This is a genomic window from Salinarchaeum sp. Harcht-Bsk1 (assembly GCF_000403645.1).
GTDB lineage: Archaea > Halobacteriota > Halobacteria > Halobacteriales > Salinarchaeaceae > Salinarchaeum.
This window is the reverse complement of record NC_021313.1, coordinates 1,729,896-1,746,421: the sequence shown is the minus strand read 5'-3', so window position 1 is coordinate 1,746,421 and position 16,526 is coordinate 1,729,896. Positions and strand designations below refer to the sequence as shown.

The window sequence follows — 16,526 nt, the reverse complement described above, 5'->3', positions numbered from 1 at the left end:
GTCAGTCCCCTCCGGTGACGTCGGCGATCGCCGCCACGACTTCGTCGGCGTGGGACTCGTCGATCGTCAGCGGCGGGAGCAGGCGCAGCACGGTGCGGCCCGCCGGCAGCGCGAGGATGCCGTGGTCGAGGGCGAGTTCCTTGAGCAGGCGGTTCGCGCCGCGCTTGACCTCGATGCCGAGCATGAGGCCCTGGCCGCGGACGCCGCGGGCGTCGATCTCGCCGGACTCGATGCCGGCCTCGATCTCCTCGCGGAGGTAGCCGCCGACCTCGGCAGCGTTCCGGGGAAGGTTCTCTTCCACGATCACGTCGAGCGTCGCTTCTGCAGCGGCGCTGACGGTCGGCCCGCCCGAGAAGGTCGAGCCGTGGTCGCCGTGCTCCTCCGCGAGCCAGTCGGCGACGAGCGTCGCGCCCATCGGCAGCCCGCTCGCGAGCCCCTTGGCCGTGGTGAGCGCGTCCGGAACGACGTCGGCCCGTTCGCAGGCCCAGAGCGAGCCCGTGCGACCGAGGCCGGTCTGGATCTCGTCGATCACCAGCGCCGCGCCGTTGTCGTCAGCGACGTCGCGGGCCGCCTGGAGGTACTCGGCGGTAGCGGGGTGGACCCCGCCCTCGCCCTGGACGGGTTCGAGGATGATCGCGGCGGTGTCGCCGTCGACTGCGTCGGCGAGCTGGTCGGCGTCGCCGTAGTCGACGTGGTCGACGCCACCGATCAACGGCTCGTAGGGCGCCTTGTACTTGCCCTTCCAGGTGGTCGCGAGCGCGCCCATGGTGCGGCCGTGGAACGCCTGTTTCGTCGCGACGAGCTTCGAATCGCCCGTCGCCGCGCGGGCGAACTTCAGCGCGGCCTCGTTGGCCTCGGTGCCGGAGTTACAGAGCCAGACGTTCTCGAGATCGCCCGGCGCGATCGCGGCGAGGCGGTCGTAGAGCGCGTCGCGGGCGTCGACCGGATAGGAGCCCTGGACGTAGAGCAGCTGTTTGGCCTGCTCGACGACGGCGTCGACCACCTCGGGGTGGCAGTGCCCCGTCGGCGTGCATGCGTAGCTCGCGCCGAAGTCCAGGAATTCGTTCCCGTTGTCGTCGTAGAGGTAGGGTCCCTCGCCGCGCTCGATGCGGATCGGCTTTTCCGAGAAGACGAAGCCGGCGTTCCCCATTCAGGACACCTCCGCTGCTTCGTCGGATTCGTCGTCTGCTTCGGCGTCCGATTCGCCGTCTGATTCGCCGTCATCCAGCGCGCTCGCGAGGATGTGCGTCCCGCCGCCGTCGACGGCCGTTACGACCGGCTCGTCGACGTTCGCGTCGGCGACGACCACCCGCTCGGCGCCGCCCTCGATCGCCTCGGTGGCGGCCATGACCTTCTTCGTCATGAACCCCTCCGCGGCGTCCTCGATCTGTGCGAACTCCGCGGGCGTCTCGGCGGTCTCGATGAGCGTCGACTCGTCGTCGGGATCGGCCAGTACGCCGGGGACGTCGGTGAGGACGACCAGCGTCGCGTCGAGCGCGCCGGCGATCGCCGCAGCGGCGCGGTCGGCGTCGGCATTGACCGGAAGCCAGTCGTCACCGTCCTTCCCCGCCATCGGGACGGTCGCGACGGGCGTGTACCCGCCAGCGAGGAGCGTCTCCAGGAGGTCCGCGTTGACCTGCTTGATCGTCCCGGAGTGGTCGCCGCGCTTGATCTTCTTCTTGCCGTCCTCCTGGACGCGAACGGCGGACTTGCGCGGGCCGGCCAGCAGTTTGCCGTCGACGCCGGAGAGGCCGACCGCGTCGACGCCTTCGTTCTGGAGGCCGGCGACGAGGTCAGTGTTGAGCTTCCCGGGGAGCACCATCTCGAAGACCTCCATGGTGCGCTCGTCGGTGAACCGTCCGACGACGCCGCCGGGCGTCTCGACGTATGTGGGTTCCTCACCGAGCTGTTCGAGCGTCTCGTCGACGGCGGTGGAGCCGCCGTGCACGACGACGACGTCCTCGCCCTCGGCGGTCAGTTTCGCGACGTCGGCGAGCGCTCCCGCGGGGTCGACCGCGCGGGCGCCGCCGATCTTGAGTACGATGGTCATTGTATCGAATCTCGGAGTAGAGCGGTATGAAAACGGCGATCAGGGCGCGCCGACGGGGTGGAGCCCCGTCGCCTCCAGGCCGGCGGTCTCCTCGAGGCCCAGTGCGACGTTCGCGGCGTGGACCGCCTGGCCCGCGGAGCCCTTCATCATGTTGTCGATGGCCGAGAAGACGACGAGGCGCTCGTTCGAGGCGTCCACCTCGAAACCGACCTCGGCGACGTTCGAGCCCGCGACGGCCTTCGGCTCGGGGTAGCGGTACACCCCGCCACCGCCGGAGGCCATGCGAACGAACGGCTCCTCCTCGTAGGCGCCGCGATACGCGCCCCAGAGGTCACCCGTCGACACCGGCGATTCGGGGAAGACGTGGCACGTCGCGGAGGCACCGCGGATCATGTCCACCGCGTGGACGGTGAAGGAGACGTCGAGGCCGAGGTAGGCCTCAATCTCGGCCTCGTGGCGGTGGCCCGTCGGCGCGTAGGGGCGGACGACGCCCGAGCGCTCGGGGTGAGAGGAGGCCTCGCCGCCGCCGGCGCCACCTTCGGATGAACCGACCTTGACGTCGACGACGATCTGCTCATCGCCGGAGAGGATGCCATCGTCGACCAGCGGCTTGAGGCCGAGGATCGTCGCGGTGGCGTTGCAGCCGCCGCTGGCGATCAGGTCGGCGCCGGGCAGTTCCTCGCGAGTCAGTTCCGGCAGCGCGTAGACGGCGTCGTCGAGGTACTCGGGGGACGTGTGGCCGTCGTACCACTCGTCGTACTCCTCGGCGGTCGGCAGGCGGAAATCCGCGGAGAGGTCGACGACGGTGTCCGCGGCGTCGCGGAACGCGTCGATGCGCTCCATCGAGACGCCGTGGGGCGTCGCGGCGAAGATGACGTCCACCGACGCCAACTCCTCGGGATCGGTGAAGCGCAGGTCGAGGTGACGCAGGTTCGGATGCTTGTAGCCGACGGACTTGCCCGCCGTCGAGCGGCTGGTGGCCTCCTCGATTTCGAAGTTCGGGTGGCCATCGAGCAGGCGGAGCAGTTCGCCGCCGGTGAACCCGGTACCGCCGACGACGGATGCAGTAAGTGTCTCGTCAGTCATGTCTAACCTTCTCGTCTCAGGCGGTCGCCTCAACCGAGTCGTCGGCGACGGTCGCTTCGAGCCAGTCGATCACGCGGGACGGTACGTCCACGTCAGTGGCGTCGTCGAGCGCCTTGAACTCCACCGTGTGGTTGACCTCGTGGACGGTGTAGTCGTCGACGTTACCGTCGCCGTCCATCGTCTCCATCAGGTCGACGCCGAGCAGGCCGCCGCCGACCGCGTCGCTGGCCGTCTCGACGAGTTCGCGGGCGCGGTCGTCGAGTTCGAACTCCTCGACGTCGGCGCCCTTCGCGGCGTTGGTGAGCCAGTGATCCGAGGAGCGGACCATCGCGCCGATCGGCTCGCCGTCGGCGGCGAGCACGCGGATGTCGCGACCGGGCTTCTCGACGAACTCCTGGACGTAGAAGACCTTGTGCTCGTAGTGGCCCAGCGTCGCCTTGTGTTCGAGGATCGCCTCCGCAGCCGAGCGGGAGTCGATCTTCGCCATCAGGCGGCCCCAGGAGCCGATCACGGGTTTGAGCACGCAGGGGTAGCCGAACTGCTCGATCGCTTCGAGCGCGGAGTCCTTCGTGAACGCGACCTTCGTGCGCGGCGTCGGGACCCCCGCTCCCTGCAGCGCGAGCGAGTTCTTGACCTTGTCCGCGCAGACGTCGGCGGTGTGGGCGCTGTTGATCACCGGGACGCCGTATGCTTCGCAGAACTGCGTCGCGTACAACGAGCGGCTCGTCGAGAGACAGCGATCCAGCACCACGTCGAGCTCCTGCAGGGCCTCTGGCGCGCCGTGGACGTCGAAGACCTCCTTGCGGACGTCGATCTTGACGACGTCGTGGCCGCGCTCGCGGAGCTCGCTCAGCAGGAGCTTCTCGTCCTTGCGGATCCTGGAGTAGAGGATCCCGACCTGCACCTCACTCACCCCAGTCTTCTTCGAGCTCGGGGGCCGTCTCGAGCTCGACCGGGTCCACCCCGACGACTTCGAGTTCGGCGCCGCAGGTGGTGCAATCGACGATCTCTCCGACTTCGAGGTTCTCGTGCAGGGAGACCTCCGCCCCGCACTCGACGCATTCGGTCATCGTACACCCACGTCGTGGGCGCGATACCTTAAACCCATCGAACTTACCAGATTAGAAACAGTACCCAGACTGCCAGCTAATCGCACGAAGCACGTCGAACGACCGCGAATTCACGAGACCAGTGTCAGCTGGATGTGTCATTCGTCCCCGGAGTGGGGACGTCGGACGGGGCGCCGCGGTGGCGGCCCGGCGAGTGTGGACGGGGCTCGGATCTCAGACATACTCGCTCACCCCGGATTCGAGACGCTCCTGGGCGCCCTCGAGGCCCTTCCGCGTCGCGACGATCGCGATCAGGTCGTCCTCGAGACTCGCCTTCGCGCTCTCGATCGCGTCCTCGACCGCCGACGGGGCGGGACCACCCGCCGAATCGCGACTCGCGACGCTCTCGGTGGGGTCGAGCGCCGAGCGGAGCGCGGACTCCTCGACGGCGTCGGTGATCGACTCGCCGAGCACCGCGTGTGCCGCGTCGTCGAGCACGTCGATCGCCGCGTCGGGATCCGCGGCGCCGCCAGCAGTCTGGTCGTCTTCGAGCGCCGCCACGTCCTCCGCCGCGACCGCTACGACCTCGTGGGCCGTGCGGAACGGGACGCCGGACTGGGCGAGCAGGTCCGCGACGCCGGTCGCCGTCGAGAAGCCCTCGCCAGCGGCCGCCGCGCAGGTCTCCTCGTTCCACTCCGCCGTGGCGATCGCGCCGCCGGCGACGTCCACCGCGTCCGCGACGTCGTCGATCACGTTCCAGACGTGCGGACCGGCGCGCTGGAGGTCGCGGTTGTAGGAACGGGGCAGGCCCGTGAGCGTCGTCGCGAGCGCCTGGTGGGCGCCGGCGGCGTCGCCCGCGACCGCCCGTACCAGCTCCAGCGAGTCGGGGTTCTTCTTCTGGGGCATGATCGAACTGGTCGAGGCGTAGTCGTCGTCGAGGTCGACGAAGCCGCGATTGCTGTAGACGACGAGGTCCTCGGCGATCCCCGAGAGCGTCACCGAGAGCCCCGAGAGCGCGCCGGCGGTCTCCAGCAGGAAGTCCCGCGTGGAGACCGCGTCCATCGCGTTCTCGACGATGCCGTCGAAGCCCAGCAGCGCGGCCGCGTGCTGGCGGTCCACGTCGAAGGTGGTACCGGCGAAGGCCGCCGCGCCCAGCGGCGACTCGTTGATCCGCGTGAACGCGTCGAGGAGGCGGCTCGCGTCGCGGGCCAGCGCGGCCTCGTAGCTCGCGAGCCAGAACCCGACCGTGATCGGCTGGGCGGGCTGGAGATGCGTGTAGCCGGGCAGGAGCGTCTCGGAGTGCTCCTCTGCGGCCTCGACGAGCACCTCGCGCGTCTCCGCGACGGCTTCGAGGACCGCGATCACGTCCTCGCGCAGACGGTACCGAATGCAGGTCGCCACCTCGTCGTTGCGCGAGCGGGCGGTGTGCATCCGGCCGCCTTCCGGGCCGACGCGCTCGATGACGGCAGTCTCGATGGCCTCGTGGACGTCCTCGCCCTCGGAGAGGACGGCGCCGTAGCCCTCCGACTCGACGGCCTCCTCGATATCGTCGAGCGCCGCGAGGATCTCGCCGGCGGTGTCCTCCTCGATTATCTCCTGCTCGGCGAGCATCAGGGTGTGGGCGCGATCGACCGCGAGGTCCGCCTCGAAAATGCGCCGGTCGGCGTCGAGCGAGGACATGAACTCGCGGGCGGGCCCGCCGGCGAAGCGGTCGCGGCGGACGACGCCCTCCCCGGAATCGGCGCCGTCGCTGTCGGCGTCAGCCTGCTCGTCCGTCGTCGCGTCGTCCTCGCTCATTCGATTACTCCTCGTTCTCGGATTCGCCACCGTCCGTCACGGCGGGCGAGCGATCGAGCGCCTCGGCCTTCACGGAGTTCGCGAGACGCTCCTGGAGCCCGTGGTACTTCGCGACGCCCGTGGCGTCCTCCTGGGCGATGCCGGCGACGTCCTCGGTGTTGAAGGAGGCCATCTCTTCGGAGTACACCGCGTACTCGCTGTCGCGGGCGACCGCGCGGCACGACCCGCCCTGGACCTTGACGGTCGCGGTGCCGGTCACGACGTCCTGGGTCTCCTGGACGAACGCGTCGAGCGCGTCGACCAGCGGCGCGAAGACGAGGCCCTCGTAGGCCTTCTCCGCCCACTCGTGCTCGATGCCCTTCTTGAAGGAACGCTCCTCCTTCGTGAGGACGAGGTCCTCCAGCGCCTGGTGGGCGGCGAGGAGCACCGTCGCGGCCGGATGCTCGTAGTTCTCACGGACCTTCAGCCCGAGCATGCGGTCCTCCATGACGTCCGTGCGACCGACGCCGTACTGCCCGGCGTGCTCGTTGAGGTACTCGATGAGTTCGACGGGCTCCATTGCCTCGCCGTCGACGGCGACGGGGACGCCCTGCTCGAACTCGACCTCGATCAGTTCGGTGCCGCCGTCGGGCTCCTCGGTCCACTGGTAGATGTCCTCCGGCGGGACGTAGTTGGGGTGCTCGAGTTCGCCGCCCTCGATCGCGCGGGACCAGAGGTTCTGGTCGATCGACCAGACGCCGCCGTCGCCGGCCTCGACCGGGAGGTCGCGCTCGTCGGCGAACTCGATTTCCCACTCGCGGGTGAGGCCGAGTTCGCGGACGGGCGCGATGACTTCCAGATCGGAGCCGCGCCAGACGGCCTCGAAGCGGAGCTGGTCGTTGCCTTTGCCCGTGCAGCCGTGAGCGATCCCGTCACAGTCCTCTTCCTCGGCGACCTCGAGGATCGCCTCGGCGATGACCGGGCGCGCGAGCGCAGTGCCGAGCGGATAGCCCTGGTACGTCGCGTTCGCGGCGACCGCGTCGAGACAGAGGTCGGCGAACTCGTCCTTCGCGTCGACGACGTGGAGGTCCAGGCCGAGCGCCTCGGCGGTCTCCTCGGCTTCCTCGAACTCCGAATCTGGCTGGCCGACGTCGACGGTGACGCCGATGACTTCGTCGTAGCCGTACTCCTCCTCGAGCAGCGGGACGCAGACGGTGGTGTCGAGTCCCCCCGAGAAGGCGAGTGCAACGCGTGACATTGTGGTGTTTCAGGGAAACCGCTTCGAGGGGATAAATTTGTCCATATTAATTATGGAATAAATTGGGAGAGTGCCGACTAACCGACCGAAGGAAGGTGGATCGACGAACGAAACTGCGTCGTGGAGAGTGAAGTGTAGGTGGGCCTAGGGGGCCCGTCGTCGCGGTCGTCGTCGGAGAAGGGCGGCGGCGCCAGCGCTCGCGACCGGTGGGGAGCGGCCCGTGGCGGCGCTGGCTGTCCGCGTCATGTGGGCGTAGGTAGATGCGGGCCGTTACTAAACGCTTTCGAGACGGAGACGGCTCGAAGCGGCCGTACGCGGCGAGAAACGGCCCTCAGCCGTCGGCGTCGTCCTCGCTCCCAGCGTCGGTGTCAGTACCGCCGTCGCCGCCGTCAGCGTCGGACCCCGTCCCGTCGTCACCGCCGGTGGCGTCCCCGTCGCCGCTCCCGTCGGTCTCGTTGCCGTCGGCGTCGTTCCCGCCGCCGTTACCGGGACGATCCTCCGGGCCGCGTTCGCCCGGGAGTCCGTCCCCGCCGAGGCCGGGAATCTCGTCGGGGGCGCGATCGCCGGGCCCGATCCCGTTCCCGAGGTTGGGGCCCGCGATCGAGCGGGCGAGTTCGCGAACCTGCTGACCGCCGAGTTCGCTGGCCTGGCCTCGGAGCCGCTCGATGGCGCTTGCGTTCACGCCATTGGCCACGAGCGCGTCGGCGGGGAGCCGCCCCGTGGCGTTCTCGACGGCGCCGAGCTGTCGGGTCAGACTCGCGCGCTCGGCTTCGATCGCGGCGGCCCGTGCAGCGTAGGCGCCCCGCGAGATCGTGCCGTTCTCGTACTGGGCGGCGAGCGTTTCGTTGCGCGATTCGAGGTCGTCGAGGCGCTGCTGGATGTGATCGAGCCGCTCGCCGACCACGCCAGCCGCGGAGTCGTTGGTCTCCGTAGCGGCCAGCGCCGCGCCGAAGGAGCGCTCGCTGACCTCGCCGTCGAGTTCGGCCCGCTCGGCGCCGATCGCGCCGGAGAGGCGTTCGCCAGCGGTGAAGCTCTCGTTCGTCTCCTGGCCGCCGTCGGCGGCGTCGCCGCCGGCGAGCCCGGGGGCAGCGGCCGCTGCCAGCGGGGCCAGGAGGAGGCCCACCACGAGCAGCGAGACCGCGACGGTTCGTTTCATCGTATCTCCACCTCGGGGCCACGACCCCATATAGCGGCCACACGCTCGCGCCGGATCAACGACGGTTTAGCCGAATTCAACACCGTTTTTCGAGGCTGCCGTATTGCGATTCGTTCGAAACGATCGGCGGGCCGCAAACGCGGTGGAATCACAGGTCTGCCTCCCCGGGCAGTGCGAGCACGTTCTCCCGGCCGATGCGGAACACCTCGATCCGGTCGTCCTCGCGCATCCCCGTGACGACCTGGCTGGTCTTCGCCTCGGTCCACTCGAGTTCCGAGACGACCTGCTGCTGTTTCATCCGGCCGCCGTGGCCCTCCAGTAGCCGAAGCACCTGCTCCTCGTTGGAGAGCAGCTCCGGCGGCACGTCGGCTTCGTCCTCGGCCGGTTCGTCCGCCTCGGCTGTCGGCTCCCCGTCGCCGGGCTGTTCCTCGGCGGCGCCGTCTGCGTCCGATGGCGCCTCGCTGGCACCGGTGGCCTCGTGGCTCGAATCGTCGTCGGTCGGCGCCGCACCCGCTCCTGCGGAAGCGGATGCCGCCCCCGCACCGCCGCTGTCGGCGATTGCCACCTCGCCGTCGGCCTCCCTGCCGGATGAGCCCGGTAGCGAGAGGTGACCGCTCCACGCGAGGTAGCCGACCAGCGCGACGATCGCCGCGAGCAGGACGGCTGCGCCCACGAGCGGGAGCAGCGAGTCGTCCTCTGCGGCCGCGCTCGTGACGACGAGTCGGGGCTGCCCGGCCACGAAGTCCGTCTCACTGCCCTGCCAGATGGCCGCGGAGTCCGTGCGGTCGTTGGGCGACGGTTCGACGCTCGCCGTCCGGTAGCCCTCGGGCCAGGAGATCGTCAGGCGAGTGTGCTGCTCCATGAGGAACCCGTCGATCGCTGCGCCAGCGTGGAGTTCCTGGCCGTCGACGACCGCGAAGTTCGTCCACTCGAACTCGTAGGCCAGTACGCCGTAGCTGCTTGGGACGCCCTCCGTGCGCGTCGAGACGGTCAGGCCCTCGATCGTCATCTCGCGGCCGGTCGCGTCGCTCGCTGCGGTCACCGAGCCGTTCATCCGGCTCCGGAAGTCCGCGGTGTAGGACTCGCTGTCGTTGCGGACGTCGGCCTCCAGGCTCGCGAACGCCTCCTCGTCGGCGTCGTCCTCGAGGCGCGTCCAGAGTTCGACGGTCCAGGTCGCGTCGCCGTCTTCCTGGAGGTCGATCCTGATACGCGTGCGGTCCGCGTCGACCTCCTGGATGGCCGTCGATGCGTTCGTCGACGCGAGCGGTCCGGTCTCGGCGGTCGTCGCGCCGGCGGTGGTTGTGCCTGTCGTGGCGTCTCCCACCGCGAGTCCTGGCAGTAGACTCGCGAGCAGGAGGGCCGTCAGGGCGATCGCGGCCGCCCGGCGGACGGTCCCGCGCCGTAGCTCCATCGTTGACGGGTAGAATGGGCCACGCCCTAAATCGCTATGGCATCGGATCGGTGCGCCGACGGCTCCGCGCTACCCTGCGTCCCCATCTCCCCGCCGTCACCGAGTACGGAGCGACTACCGGCGACTACCGGCCGCAGAGACGCACAAGGCTTTTCCCGCGTGCAGGAGGAGCGCCGATTATGTTCGGACGACGGGGGAAGATCGATGTCGAGACGCTGCTCAAGATCGTGCTCGTCCTGTTGATCGTGATCCTCGCGCTCCAGCTCATCGGCTACTTCGTGGACCTGGTGGTCGGCATCGCTGGAAACGTCATCGTTCTGATCCTGATCCTCCTGCTGGTGCTCTATCTCCTCGACGAGATCTGAGGCGTCTCAGTTCGTCGCATTTCGGGCGGCAACTCATCGTCCTCCGGATCGACCGACACCACTATTCGCCCGGCTCGCCGATCCGCTGGCGTGTACAGTCTCAACGCCGCGGTCCCTGGACGCGTTCGCAGGATCGCCGGCGACCTGTATCCCCACCTCGCGAGCTTCGCGGACGTGCGCGAGGACCACTCGATCTGCGTCAAGCGGCTCGGCGACGACGAGCCCTACAAGACGCTCGCGGACCGGGCGCGGACCGTGCTCGCAGACGCGCCGGCCTTCGAGGTCGCGGTGACGGGAATCGACTACTTCGAGACGCCGACCGACGGGACCGACCCGGTGGTGTACCTGACCGTCGAGAGTCCCGGTCTGTTGCAGGTCCACAAGACGCTCGTGGAGGCGTTCGGTGCGTTACCCGGGCTGGAAGGGGACGAGTACGTTCCGCACGTGACGCTCGCTCGGGACGGGGAGATCGCAGACGCCGAGCGACTGGCCGAGCGCGAGATCGAACCCGTGACCTGGACGGTCTCGGAACTCGAGTTCACCGACGCGCACCACGACCACGCGATCGGCACGATCCCGCTCGGTCAGTGACTGAGTTGCTGTGCTAAGTTCGGTAGCTATCTCGAATCTATCGCTATCTCCGAAAGCCCCCGACCGCTGAGCGATTCTAACTCGCTGCGCTCCTCGCTCCCTCGGTCGCTGCGGTGCTTGCGTCGTTACAATCGCTCAGCGCCCGGCCCCTTTCGATGTCCACCAAAACTGCCTCACTCCTCCCCAACCTTCTCCCTCGCGCCGGAAGACGTTCCGGCTCGCTTCGCTCGCGGGCTGCGACTTCCGAGCCCTCGCTCGCTGCCGCTCGCGAGGACTTCGCTCGGTCGGCCCTCGCACGGTGTCCCGCGACCGGCTGCTCACCCGCTTCGGGGCTCGCAGCCGGCGCCAGCGCGCGCCGAGGAGGTCCACCGAGGTATCGCGATGCTGAGCAAATGCCATCGGGGGGACTGGAAGGGGCCGACCGCTGGCGGCTTGTAACGAAGTAAGCACTGCAGCGAGCGACCGACGGGAGCGAGTGAAGCGCGCAACGAGTTAGAAGCCGTCAGCGGGAGGGGGCTTCCAAGCGGTTTGTCATCGCGCGATCGCCGTCGGCGAGTACAAATCAATCTCCAATCCTCGGACGCAGACTCACTCCGGAATCGGCGGATCCCCGTCGTACGCCGCGTAGTCGGTGTAGAAGTTCCTGATCGCGAACTTCAGCTTCCCCGGCGCGACGTCGATCAGCTCCTCGCGCTCCTCGGGCGGGAAGGTATCGTGCACCGAATACTGCCCGAGCTGGCCCTGCCCCGCAGCGGTATAGCGCCGATCCAGCAGCACCCGGACGCCCAGATCCTCCGGCGATCTGAGCACGCGCCCGAGTGCCTGCCGCGTCTTCCGAACGGTGGGAATCTCGACGGCGTAGCGCCAGCCGGGGTCCGCGACGGGGCGATCCGCGAAGGCGAGGTCGTAGGCCTCCTGGACGGCTTTCGCGCGGTCGTCGAGGTGCGGATAGGGTACGCCGACGACCGCCACGCTGGTCGCGTCGTCGCCGTCGAAGCTCACGCCCTCGGTGAGGGTGCCCCACAGCGACGTGAACAGGACGGCGTGGTCGTCCTCGACGAAGCGCTGGCGGAGGTCCTCCGCGCTCGTGCCGGCGCGATCGAGGTAGGCGGTGGTGCCGTCGTCGAGCGTGATCGTGTCAGCCGCCGAGCCGCTCCCGTCCCCCGTCGCGCCGCCGACCAGGTTTCGCTCGCCGGTCAGTAGTTCGTGGTAGCGCTCGGCCTCGCTGTAACTCGGGAAGAAAGCGAGCGTGTTGCCGGGCGTGAACTCGACGGTGTCGCGCAGGGCGCCAGCCACCGTGGCCTGGACTTCGGGATCGTCGCGGTCCGAGGAGAACAGCGGCGGGGTGTCGACGGCGAACGTGCGGCGGCGCTCCTCGGGGAAGTTCAGCCCGTAGGCCATCGTCGCTGGATCGTCGAGACCGAGGACGTCCTCGAGCACGTCGAAGGGCCGGAGGGTGGCCGACATGAGGACGGTGGCGTGGGCGTCGGCGGAGAGGTCGCCGGTGACGGAGCCGGGGAGGCAGGCGTATAGCTCCGCGCGGCCGTAGATTTCGTCCGTGCCCTGATCGCGGCGCACCCCGAGCGTCGGGTAGTAGCCGGGTTCGGGAGCGTCCTCGAGCCAGGCGTCGACGAACCGGGCCGCCTGGAGCGTCTGGCACTCCTGTCGCTCGCTGGCCTCGCCCTCTCTGAATGCCTCCTCGTACTCCGAGTCGAGTTCCTCGCCCAGCGCGAGCGCGTCCTCGATGTCGTCCTCGACGCCGCGGCCGGAGTAGGCCTGGAGGAACGCCAGCGTGAGATCGTCCCGACGGTCGTCGTTGTCGATCGCGACGTCGCTCCAGTGCTCGCCGACGTCGCCGAAACCGAGATTCTCGTCGTAGGTCTCGCGGAGGGCGGCGAGAAACGGTGCGAGGACGTTCGCCGCCGCGTCGCTGCGCGGATCCGGCGTCGCCTCGAGTTCGTCGAGCGCCTGCTCGAGCGTGTTCTCGGTGCAGGTCCGGGTGGCGTGCTCCCGGGCGGCGTCGGCGACGTTGTGGGCCTCGTCGAAGACGACGATGACGTCCTCGGGGTCGCAGTCGAGCCAGCGGAGGAACGCCTCGCGGATCTGGGGATCGAGCAGGTGGTGGTAGTTACAGATCGCCAGGTCGACGTCGTCGACGCCGTCCTTGAGGAGTTCGTAGCCACAGAAGCCCGCGGCCTCCGCGCGCTCGTAGATCTCGTCTGGGGTGCGGACGTCGTCGTAGAGCCACTGGTAGAATCCGGCGGGGTCGCGCTCCAGATTGGCGCGGTAGTACTCGCAGGTCGAGGCGTCCTGCAGGTTCTCGAGTTCGGTCTCGACCCGTTCGAGTTCCTCGGTCACCGCCCCGTACGCTTCCGTCGCATCCTCCTCGCCGGCCTGTGCGCTCGCCTGCAGCGCGTCAGCCCGCCGTTCCAGTTCGGCCTGCTCCTGCTCCAGGTCGACGAGGTCCCGCGTCGCGTCCCGCAGGACCTGACACTCCTGGTAGTCCACGTCGACGTGGCACATCGACCCCTTCCCGCGGAATACGACGGCCTGGATGGGCTCCTGTTCGGTGATCCGCCGCGCCTCGCGGACGAACTGCCGTTGCTGCTGGTGGACGTTCGTCGTGATGACGACGGTCTTGTCGGTTTCACGGGCGTGCTCCAGCGCCGGCGCGAGCGCCGCGAGCGTCTTCCCAGTCCCGCAGGCGCCCTCGAAGGTGACGTCCTGGCCCCGGACCAGCGCGTTGTAGATCCGGTCCATCGCCTCTCGCTGGCCCTCGAAGGGTTCGTCGTAGGGGAAGAAGCGGGTGTAGCCGTTCGTCGACGCCACGGTGGTATCTGGCAGGCGTTCGGACGCCGAGCGGTAAAGAGTTCGCGTCCCCCGCGGCGAAAGTGATCCCCTCCGACCGCCCAACGCGAGCGAAACCCACCGGCGCCGCCGCGCTCGGCCGGTCCGTCCACCGGGGTGTCGCGAGCGTCGACCATGCACGATCGGGTGGGAATGGAAGGGGCCGACCGCTCGTGTTCGCTCACGAAGTAAGCACCGCAGGCGGAGCGAACGCAGTGAGCGTAGCCGAGGAGCACAACGAGTGAGCGGGCACGAGCGGGAGGGGGCTTCCAAGCGGTTCGCTATCGGCAACTCCCAGGCCACGCCTCATTCGCGTGAGGACCGAACGCCCAAGACGCTCGGGCGCCGAGGAGCCACCATGAGCCAGTTGACCCTCCTGGGAACGCGCCTCGCGGAGGAGGGCCAGGAGTTCGTCTACCACGGCGAGGCGTCTGGCTGCGAGGGCTGTCCCTACCGCAGCCAGTGCCTGAATCTCACGGAGGGCGTGAAGTACGAGGTCACGGAGGTGCGGGAGAACACCCAGAAACTCGACTGTGCCGTCCACGACGATGGCGTCCGTGCGGTCGACGTCGAACCGGCGTCGGTGACCGCGAACGTGCCGAGCACCGGCGCCTACGCCGGCAGCAAAACCGCACTCGCCGGGCCGTGCCCGCTCACGTCCTGTCCGAGCCACGAACTCTGCGTGCCGGACGGCGCCGACTTCGACGACTCCTACCGGATCGAGGAGGTGCTCGGCGAACCGCCCCACGAGCACTGCCACCTGGATCGGGAGTTGACGATGGTCGAGTTCGCGCCGCGGGAGGAGTGAGGCGTCTGTGCGGCGCTGTGCTGGTCACCGCGACGCCGTCCGTCCGCCGATTCAGCCCTCGATCGAGCCGACGTGCTCGGCGGCGTAGCCGAAGATGCTCTCGTAGCCCTCCGCGGACATGAGCACCGGGTAGAACGGCTCGTCCGCGACGACCTCCTCGCCACCGGCAGCAGCGAATGGTTCGCCGGGCGAGACGCGCTCGAAGTTCGCAGCGAGCAGGTCGTAGTCCGTCGCGGCGGCCTTGGGAACCGACCGGGAAAGCCGGTAGACCGGGAGGTGCTCGCGGCGCTCGACCTCGCCGGGCAGGACGCCTGCCGCTTTCAGGAAGGCGTCGACGATCAACGCGGCGTTCTCGGCGGCGCGCTCGCTTCCCTGGTGGCCGGCCTCGACCTCGATCACGTCCGCGACGTCGAGGAGCCTGCCGTCGGTGAACGTCCCGGCGGTGACGAGGGAATCCACCGGGAGCGCCGGGACGAACTCCCGCGCGAGGTCGTCGACCTCCCGGGTGATGGCGAACGGCTTCGGGTAGGACTGCGTGGAGTGCAGCGAGAGCGCGACGGTGCCCTCGAGCGCGTCGGTCAACTTGGCGGCGAGTCGGCCTTCGTGGGTGTCGGCGTCCGGGTCGCCCGGGAACGCGCGGTTGAGGTCCTCGTCGAGGTAGCGCTCCCCGGCTTCGAGCGCCTCCTCGTTGACGACGATCAGCTTCACCGGCCGCTCGACGTCGGGGGGATCCTCCATGAGCCCCTCGACGGCTCGCTGGCCCGACGGCTCGTCGCCGTGAATCCCCCCGATCACCGCGATCTCCGGTTCCCCGTCCCCCAGCGTCTCGATCCGCATTCGGACCGTCGTAGGAGCGAGGGGCTGTTAGGCCATTCGGTCCGCAGTTGGTCACGGCTGCCGGTCAGGAACGTCGGTTAAGCGGGGAGCAACGAAGCTATGCGGTGGGCGGTCCCAGCCCCACGCGATGAGCGATCCCGACACGATCGCCACCTACGAATCGGTCGCCGTGGAGTACCGGGAGCGTCACGCCGACCGCTCGGTGGTCGCCGAGATCGTCGACGCGTTTCTCGACGCCCTGACCGCCGGGACGGCTGCCGGCCCGGCGAGCGACACGAACGGCGGCGGCGAGCCAGACGAGCCACGAGTGCTCGACGTCGGCTGCGGACCGGGCTGGGAGTCCGCGACCTTCGCAGACGCCGGCCACGACGTGCTGGGCATCGACCTCACGAGCGAGTTCCTCGACGCCGCGGCGAACGAGACGGCCCCAACGGCCGACTTCGCGCGGATGGACATGCGTCGGCTCGGATTCGTGGATGCGACCTTCCACGGGCTCTGGGCCTGCGCCTCCTTCCTCCACGTGCCACGCGAGAACGCACCCGCGACGCTCGCCGGGTTCGAGCGGGTACTCACCGACGGCGGCGTGCTCGCGCTGAGCGTCAAGCGCGGCGACGGAACGCGGCCCGGCGACGGCTACGATGACGACCAGCGGGAGTTCGTGCTCTACCAGCCCGGGGAATTCCGAGAACTGGTCGAGGACGCTGGCTTCACCGTCGAGACGGTCGACGCTCGTGAATACTGGATCTTCCTGCTCGCCAGGTGCTGATTCGTCGCCCGGCCGCCGTCGCCGTCCCTGCCGTCAGTGCTCCAGCGCCTCGACGTACGCGTAGTCCCGTTCCTCGGCCACCACGACGGCGCCGTCGAGCCGGAGCTGCCAGCCCTCGATCGCCGTCGGGTCCTCCAAGGCCTGGGTCAGTTTCGTCCGCACGTCGAGCAGGTCGACGCCGTAGTAGTCACGCGGGAGCCCGGCGAGGTAGTCCAGCGCCGTCTCGAAGAGACTGCGCATGCCGGCGTCGTCCCGGAAGTCGTGGTGCTTGTACGCGCCGGCGGCGACCTGTACCATCCCGTGGAGGAACCGACTCTCGTCGGTACCGTTGCCGTAGTTGTACCACTCGTCCTCGAAGCAGTCGTGGGACTCGTGGAACTCGCCGGCGTTGAACAGTCGGACGCCGTGGACGAGCGCCCGGCGGAGCGTGGCGTGCTCCCACTGCTGGGCGGTCGCGTTCCAGCCCGTCGGGTCGCCGGAGCGGGGTGGCGAGACGTCGGGATCGCGAGTGTGGTCGTCCATCGAC

Annotated in this window: 16 protein-coding genes; 4 read left to right on the top strand and 12 right to left on the bottom strand. The window is 69.1% G+C overall.

Going from position 1 to position 16,526, the window contains the following annotated elements; all coding sequences use genetic code 11:
* Window position 1 precedes the first annotated feature (1 nt).
* The 9 genes from L593_RS07880 to L593_RS07840 form a co-directional block, all read right to left on the bottom strand.
* Window positions 2-1,150: an aspartate aminotransferase family protein gene (locus L593_RS07880; protein ID WP_020446419.1), complete on the bottom strand. Its 1,149-nt coding sequence runs from the start codon at window positions 1,148-1,150 to the stop codon at window positions 2-4.
* The gene (locus L593_RS07875; protein WP_020446418.1) at window positions 1,151-2,050 is read right to left on the bottom strand and encodes an acetylglutamate/acetylaminoadipate kinase; all 900 of its coding nucleotides are present in this window, start codon (window positions 2,048-2,050) and stop codon (window positions 1,151-1,153) included.
* Between the two features lie 39 nt (window positions 2,051-2,089).
* Entirely contained in the window at window positions 2,090-3,136 is a 1,047-nt protein-coding gene (gene argC / locus L593_RS07870; RefSeq protein WP_020446417.1) for an N-acetyl-gamma-glutamyl-phosphate reductase, read from the bottom strand.
* A 16-nt stretch (window positions 3,137-3,152) separates the two neighbouring features.
* Window positions 3,153-4,040, bottom strand: a complete 888-nt coding sequence (lysX, locus tag L593_RS07865) for a lysine biosynthesis protein LysX (protein WP_049893973.1) — start codon at window positions 4,038-4,040, stop codon at window positions 3,153-3,155.
* A 1-nt stretch (window position 4,041) separates the two neighbouring features.
* Window positions 4,042-4,206 (bottom strand): lysine biosynthesis protein LysW, encoded by a 165-nt coding sequence (gene lysW, locus L593_RS07860; protein WP_020446415.1) that lies wholly within the window; start codon window positions 4,204-4,206, stop codon window positions 4,042-4,044.
* A 213-nt stretch (window positions 4,207-4,419) separates the two neighbouring features.
* A complete protein-coding gene (gene argH, locus L593_RS07855) occupies window positions 4,420-5,982 on the bottom strand; it encodes an argininosuccinate lyase (protein ID WP_020446414.1) in 1,563 nt (520 codons plus the stop codon).
* 4 nt (window positions 5,983-5,986) lie between these two features.
* On the bottom strand, window positions 5,987-7,219 hold the full coding sequence (locus L593_RS07850; RefSeq protein WP_020446413.1) for an argininosuccinate synthase: 1,233 nt from the start codon (window positions 7,217-7,219) through the stop codon (window positions 5,987-5,989).
* Between the two features lie 331 nt (window positions 7,220-7,550).
* Window positions 7,551-8,375 carry a hypothetical protein gene (locus tag L593_RS07845; RefSeq protein ID WP_020446412.1) on the bottom strand — a complete coding sequence of 275 codons (825 nt, stop codon included), beginning with the start codon at window positions 8,373-8,375 and terminating at the stop codon, window positions 7,551-7,553.
* A 148-nt stretch (window positions 8,376-8,523) separates the two neighbouring features.
* Complete coding sequence (locus L593_RS07840) at window positions 8,524-9,786, bottom strand: hypothetical protein (protein ID WP_020446411.1); 1,263 nt, start codon at window positions 9,784-9,786, stop codon at window positions 8,524-8,526.
* A gap of 179 nt (window positions 9,787-9,965) precedes the next feature.
* Between L593_RS07840 and L593_RS07835 the strand changes: the two genes are divergently transcribed.
* Window positions 9,966-10,151, top strand: a complete 186-nt coding sequence (locus tag L593_RS07835) for a hypothetical protein (RefSeq protein WP_020446410.1) — start codon at window positions 9,966-9,968, stop codon at window positions 10,149-10,151.
* 90 nt (window positions 10,152-10,241) lie between these two features.
* Window positions 10,242-10,742: a 2'-5' RNA ligase family protein gene (locus tag L593_RS07830; protein ID WP_020446409.1), complete on the top strand. Its 501-nt coding sequence runs from the start codon at window positions 10,242-10,244 to the stop codon at window positions 10,740-10,742.
* Window positions 10,743-11,330: 588 nt separating this feature from the next.
* Here the strand turns inward: L593_RS07830 and L593_RS07825 are convergent.
* The gene (locus L593_RS07825) at window positions 11,331-13,571 is read right to left on the bottom strand and encodes an ATP-dependent DNA helicase (protein WP_020446408.1); all 2,241 of its coding nucleotides are present in this window, start codon (window positions 13,569-13,571) and stop codon (window positions 11,331-11,333) included.
* Between the two features lie 376 nt (window positions 13,572-13,947).
* Between L593_RS07825 and L593_RS07820 the strand changes: the two genes are divergently transcribed.
* A complete protein-coding gene (locus L593_RS07820) occupies window positions 13,948-14,397 on the top strand; it encodes a UPF0179 family protein (protein WP_020446407.1) in 450 nt (149 codons plus the stop codon).
* Window positions 14,398-14,448: 51 nt separating this feature from the next.
* Here the strand turns inward: L593_RS07820 and L593_RS07815 are convergent, their stop codons facing one another.
* Entirely contained in the window at window positions 14,449-15,234 is a 786-nt protein-coding gene (locus tag L593_RS07815; RefSeq protein WP_020446406.1) for a succinylglutamate desuccinylase/aspartoacylase family protein, read from the bottom strand.
* Window positions 15,235-15,361: 127 nt separating this feature from the next.
* Between L593_RS07815 and L593_RS07810 the strand changes: the two genes are divergently transcribed.
* The gene (locus L593_RS07810; RefSeq protein ID WP_020446405.1) at window positions 15,362-16,000 is read left to right on the top strand and encodes a class I SAM-dependent methyltransferase; all 639 of its coding nucleotides are present in this window, start codon (window positions 15,362-15,364) and stop codon (window positions 15,998-16,000) included.
* A gap of 33 nt (window positions 16,001-16,033) precedes the next feature.
* Here L593_RS07810 and L593_RS07805 read toward each other — a convergent pair whose 3' ends face one another.
* Window positions 16,034-16,522, bottom strand: a complete 489-nt coding sequence (locus tag L593_RS07805) for a DUF309 domain-containing protein (RefSeq protein ID WP_020446404.1) — start codon at window positions 16,520-16,522, stop codon at window positions 16,034-16,036.
* Window positions 16,523-16,526: the final 4 nt, after the last annotated feature.

Excerpts from the sequence above, each read along its gene's own strand:
- lysW (WP_020446415.1), bottom strand. The coding sequence starts at position 4,206 with ATGACCGAATGCGTCGAGTGCGGGGCGGAGGTCTCCCTGCACGAGAAC.
- L593_RS07850 (WP_020446413.1), bottom strand. The coding sequence starts at position 7,219 with ATGTCACGCGTTGCACTCGCCTTCTCGGGGGGACTCGACACCACCGTC.
- L593_RS07815 (WP_020446406.1), bottom strand. The coding sequence starts at position 15,234 with ATGCGGATCGAGACGCTGGGGGACGGGGAACCGGAGATCGCGGTGATC.
- L593_RS07875 (WP_020446418.1), bottom strand. The coding sequence starts at position 2,050 with ATGACCATCGTACTCAAGATCGGCGGCGCCCGCGCGGTCGACCCCGCG.
- L593_RS07835 (WP_020446410.1), top strand. The coding sequence starts at position 9,966 with ATGTTCGGACGACGGGGGAAGATCGATGTCGAGACGCTGCTCAAGATC.
- L593_RS07810 (WP_020446405.1), top strand. The coding sequence starts at position 15,362 with ATGAGCGATCCCGACACGATCGCCACCTACGAATCGGTCGCCGTGGAG.
- L593_RS07840 (WP_020446411.1), bottom strand. The coding sequence starts at position 9,786 with ATGGAGCTACGGCGCGGGACCGTCCGCCGGGCGGCCGCGATCGCCCTG.
- argH (WP_020446414.1), bottom strand. The coding sequence starts at position 5,982 with ATGAGCGAGGACGACGCGACGACGGACGAGCAGGCTGACGCCGACAGC.
- L593_RS07805 (WP_020446404.1), bottom strand. The coding sequence starts at position 16,522 with ATGGACGACCACACTCGCGATCCCGACGTCTCGCCACCCCGCTCCGGC.
- argC (WP_020446417.1), bottom strand. The coding sequence starts at position 3,136 with ATGACTGACGAGACACTTACTGCATCCGTCGTCGGCGGTACCGGGTTC.
- L593_RS07880 (WP_020446419.1), bottom strand. The coding sequence starts at position 1,150 with ATGGGGAACGCCGGCTTCGTCTTCTCGGAAAAGCCGATCCGCATCGAG.
- L593_RS07845 (WP_020446412.1), bottom strand. The coding sequence starts at position 8,375 with ATGAAACGAACCGTCGCGGTCTCGCTGCTCGTGGTGGGCCTCCTCCTG.
- L593_RS07820 (WP_020446407.1), top strand. The coding sequence starts at position 13,948 with ATGAGCCAGTTGACCCTCCTGGGAACGCGCCTCGCGGAGGAGGGCCAG.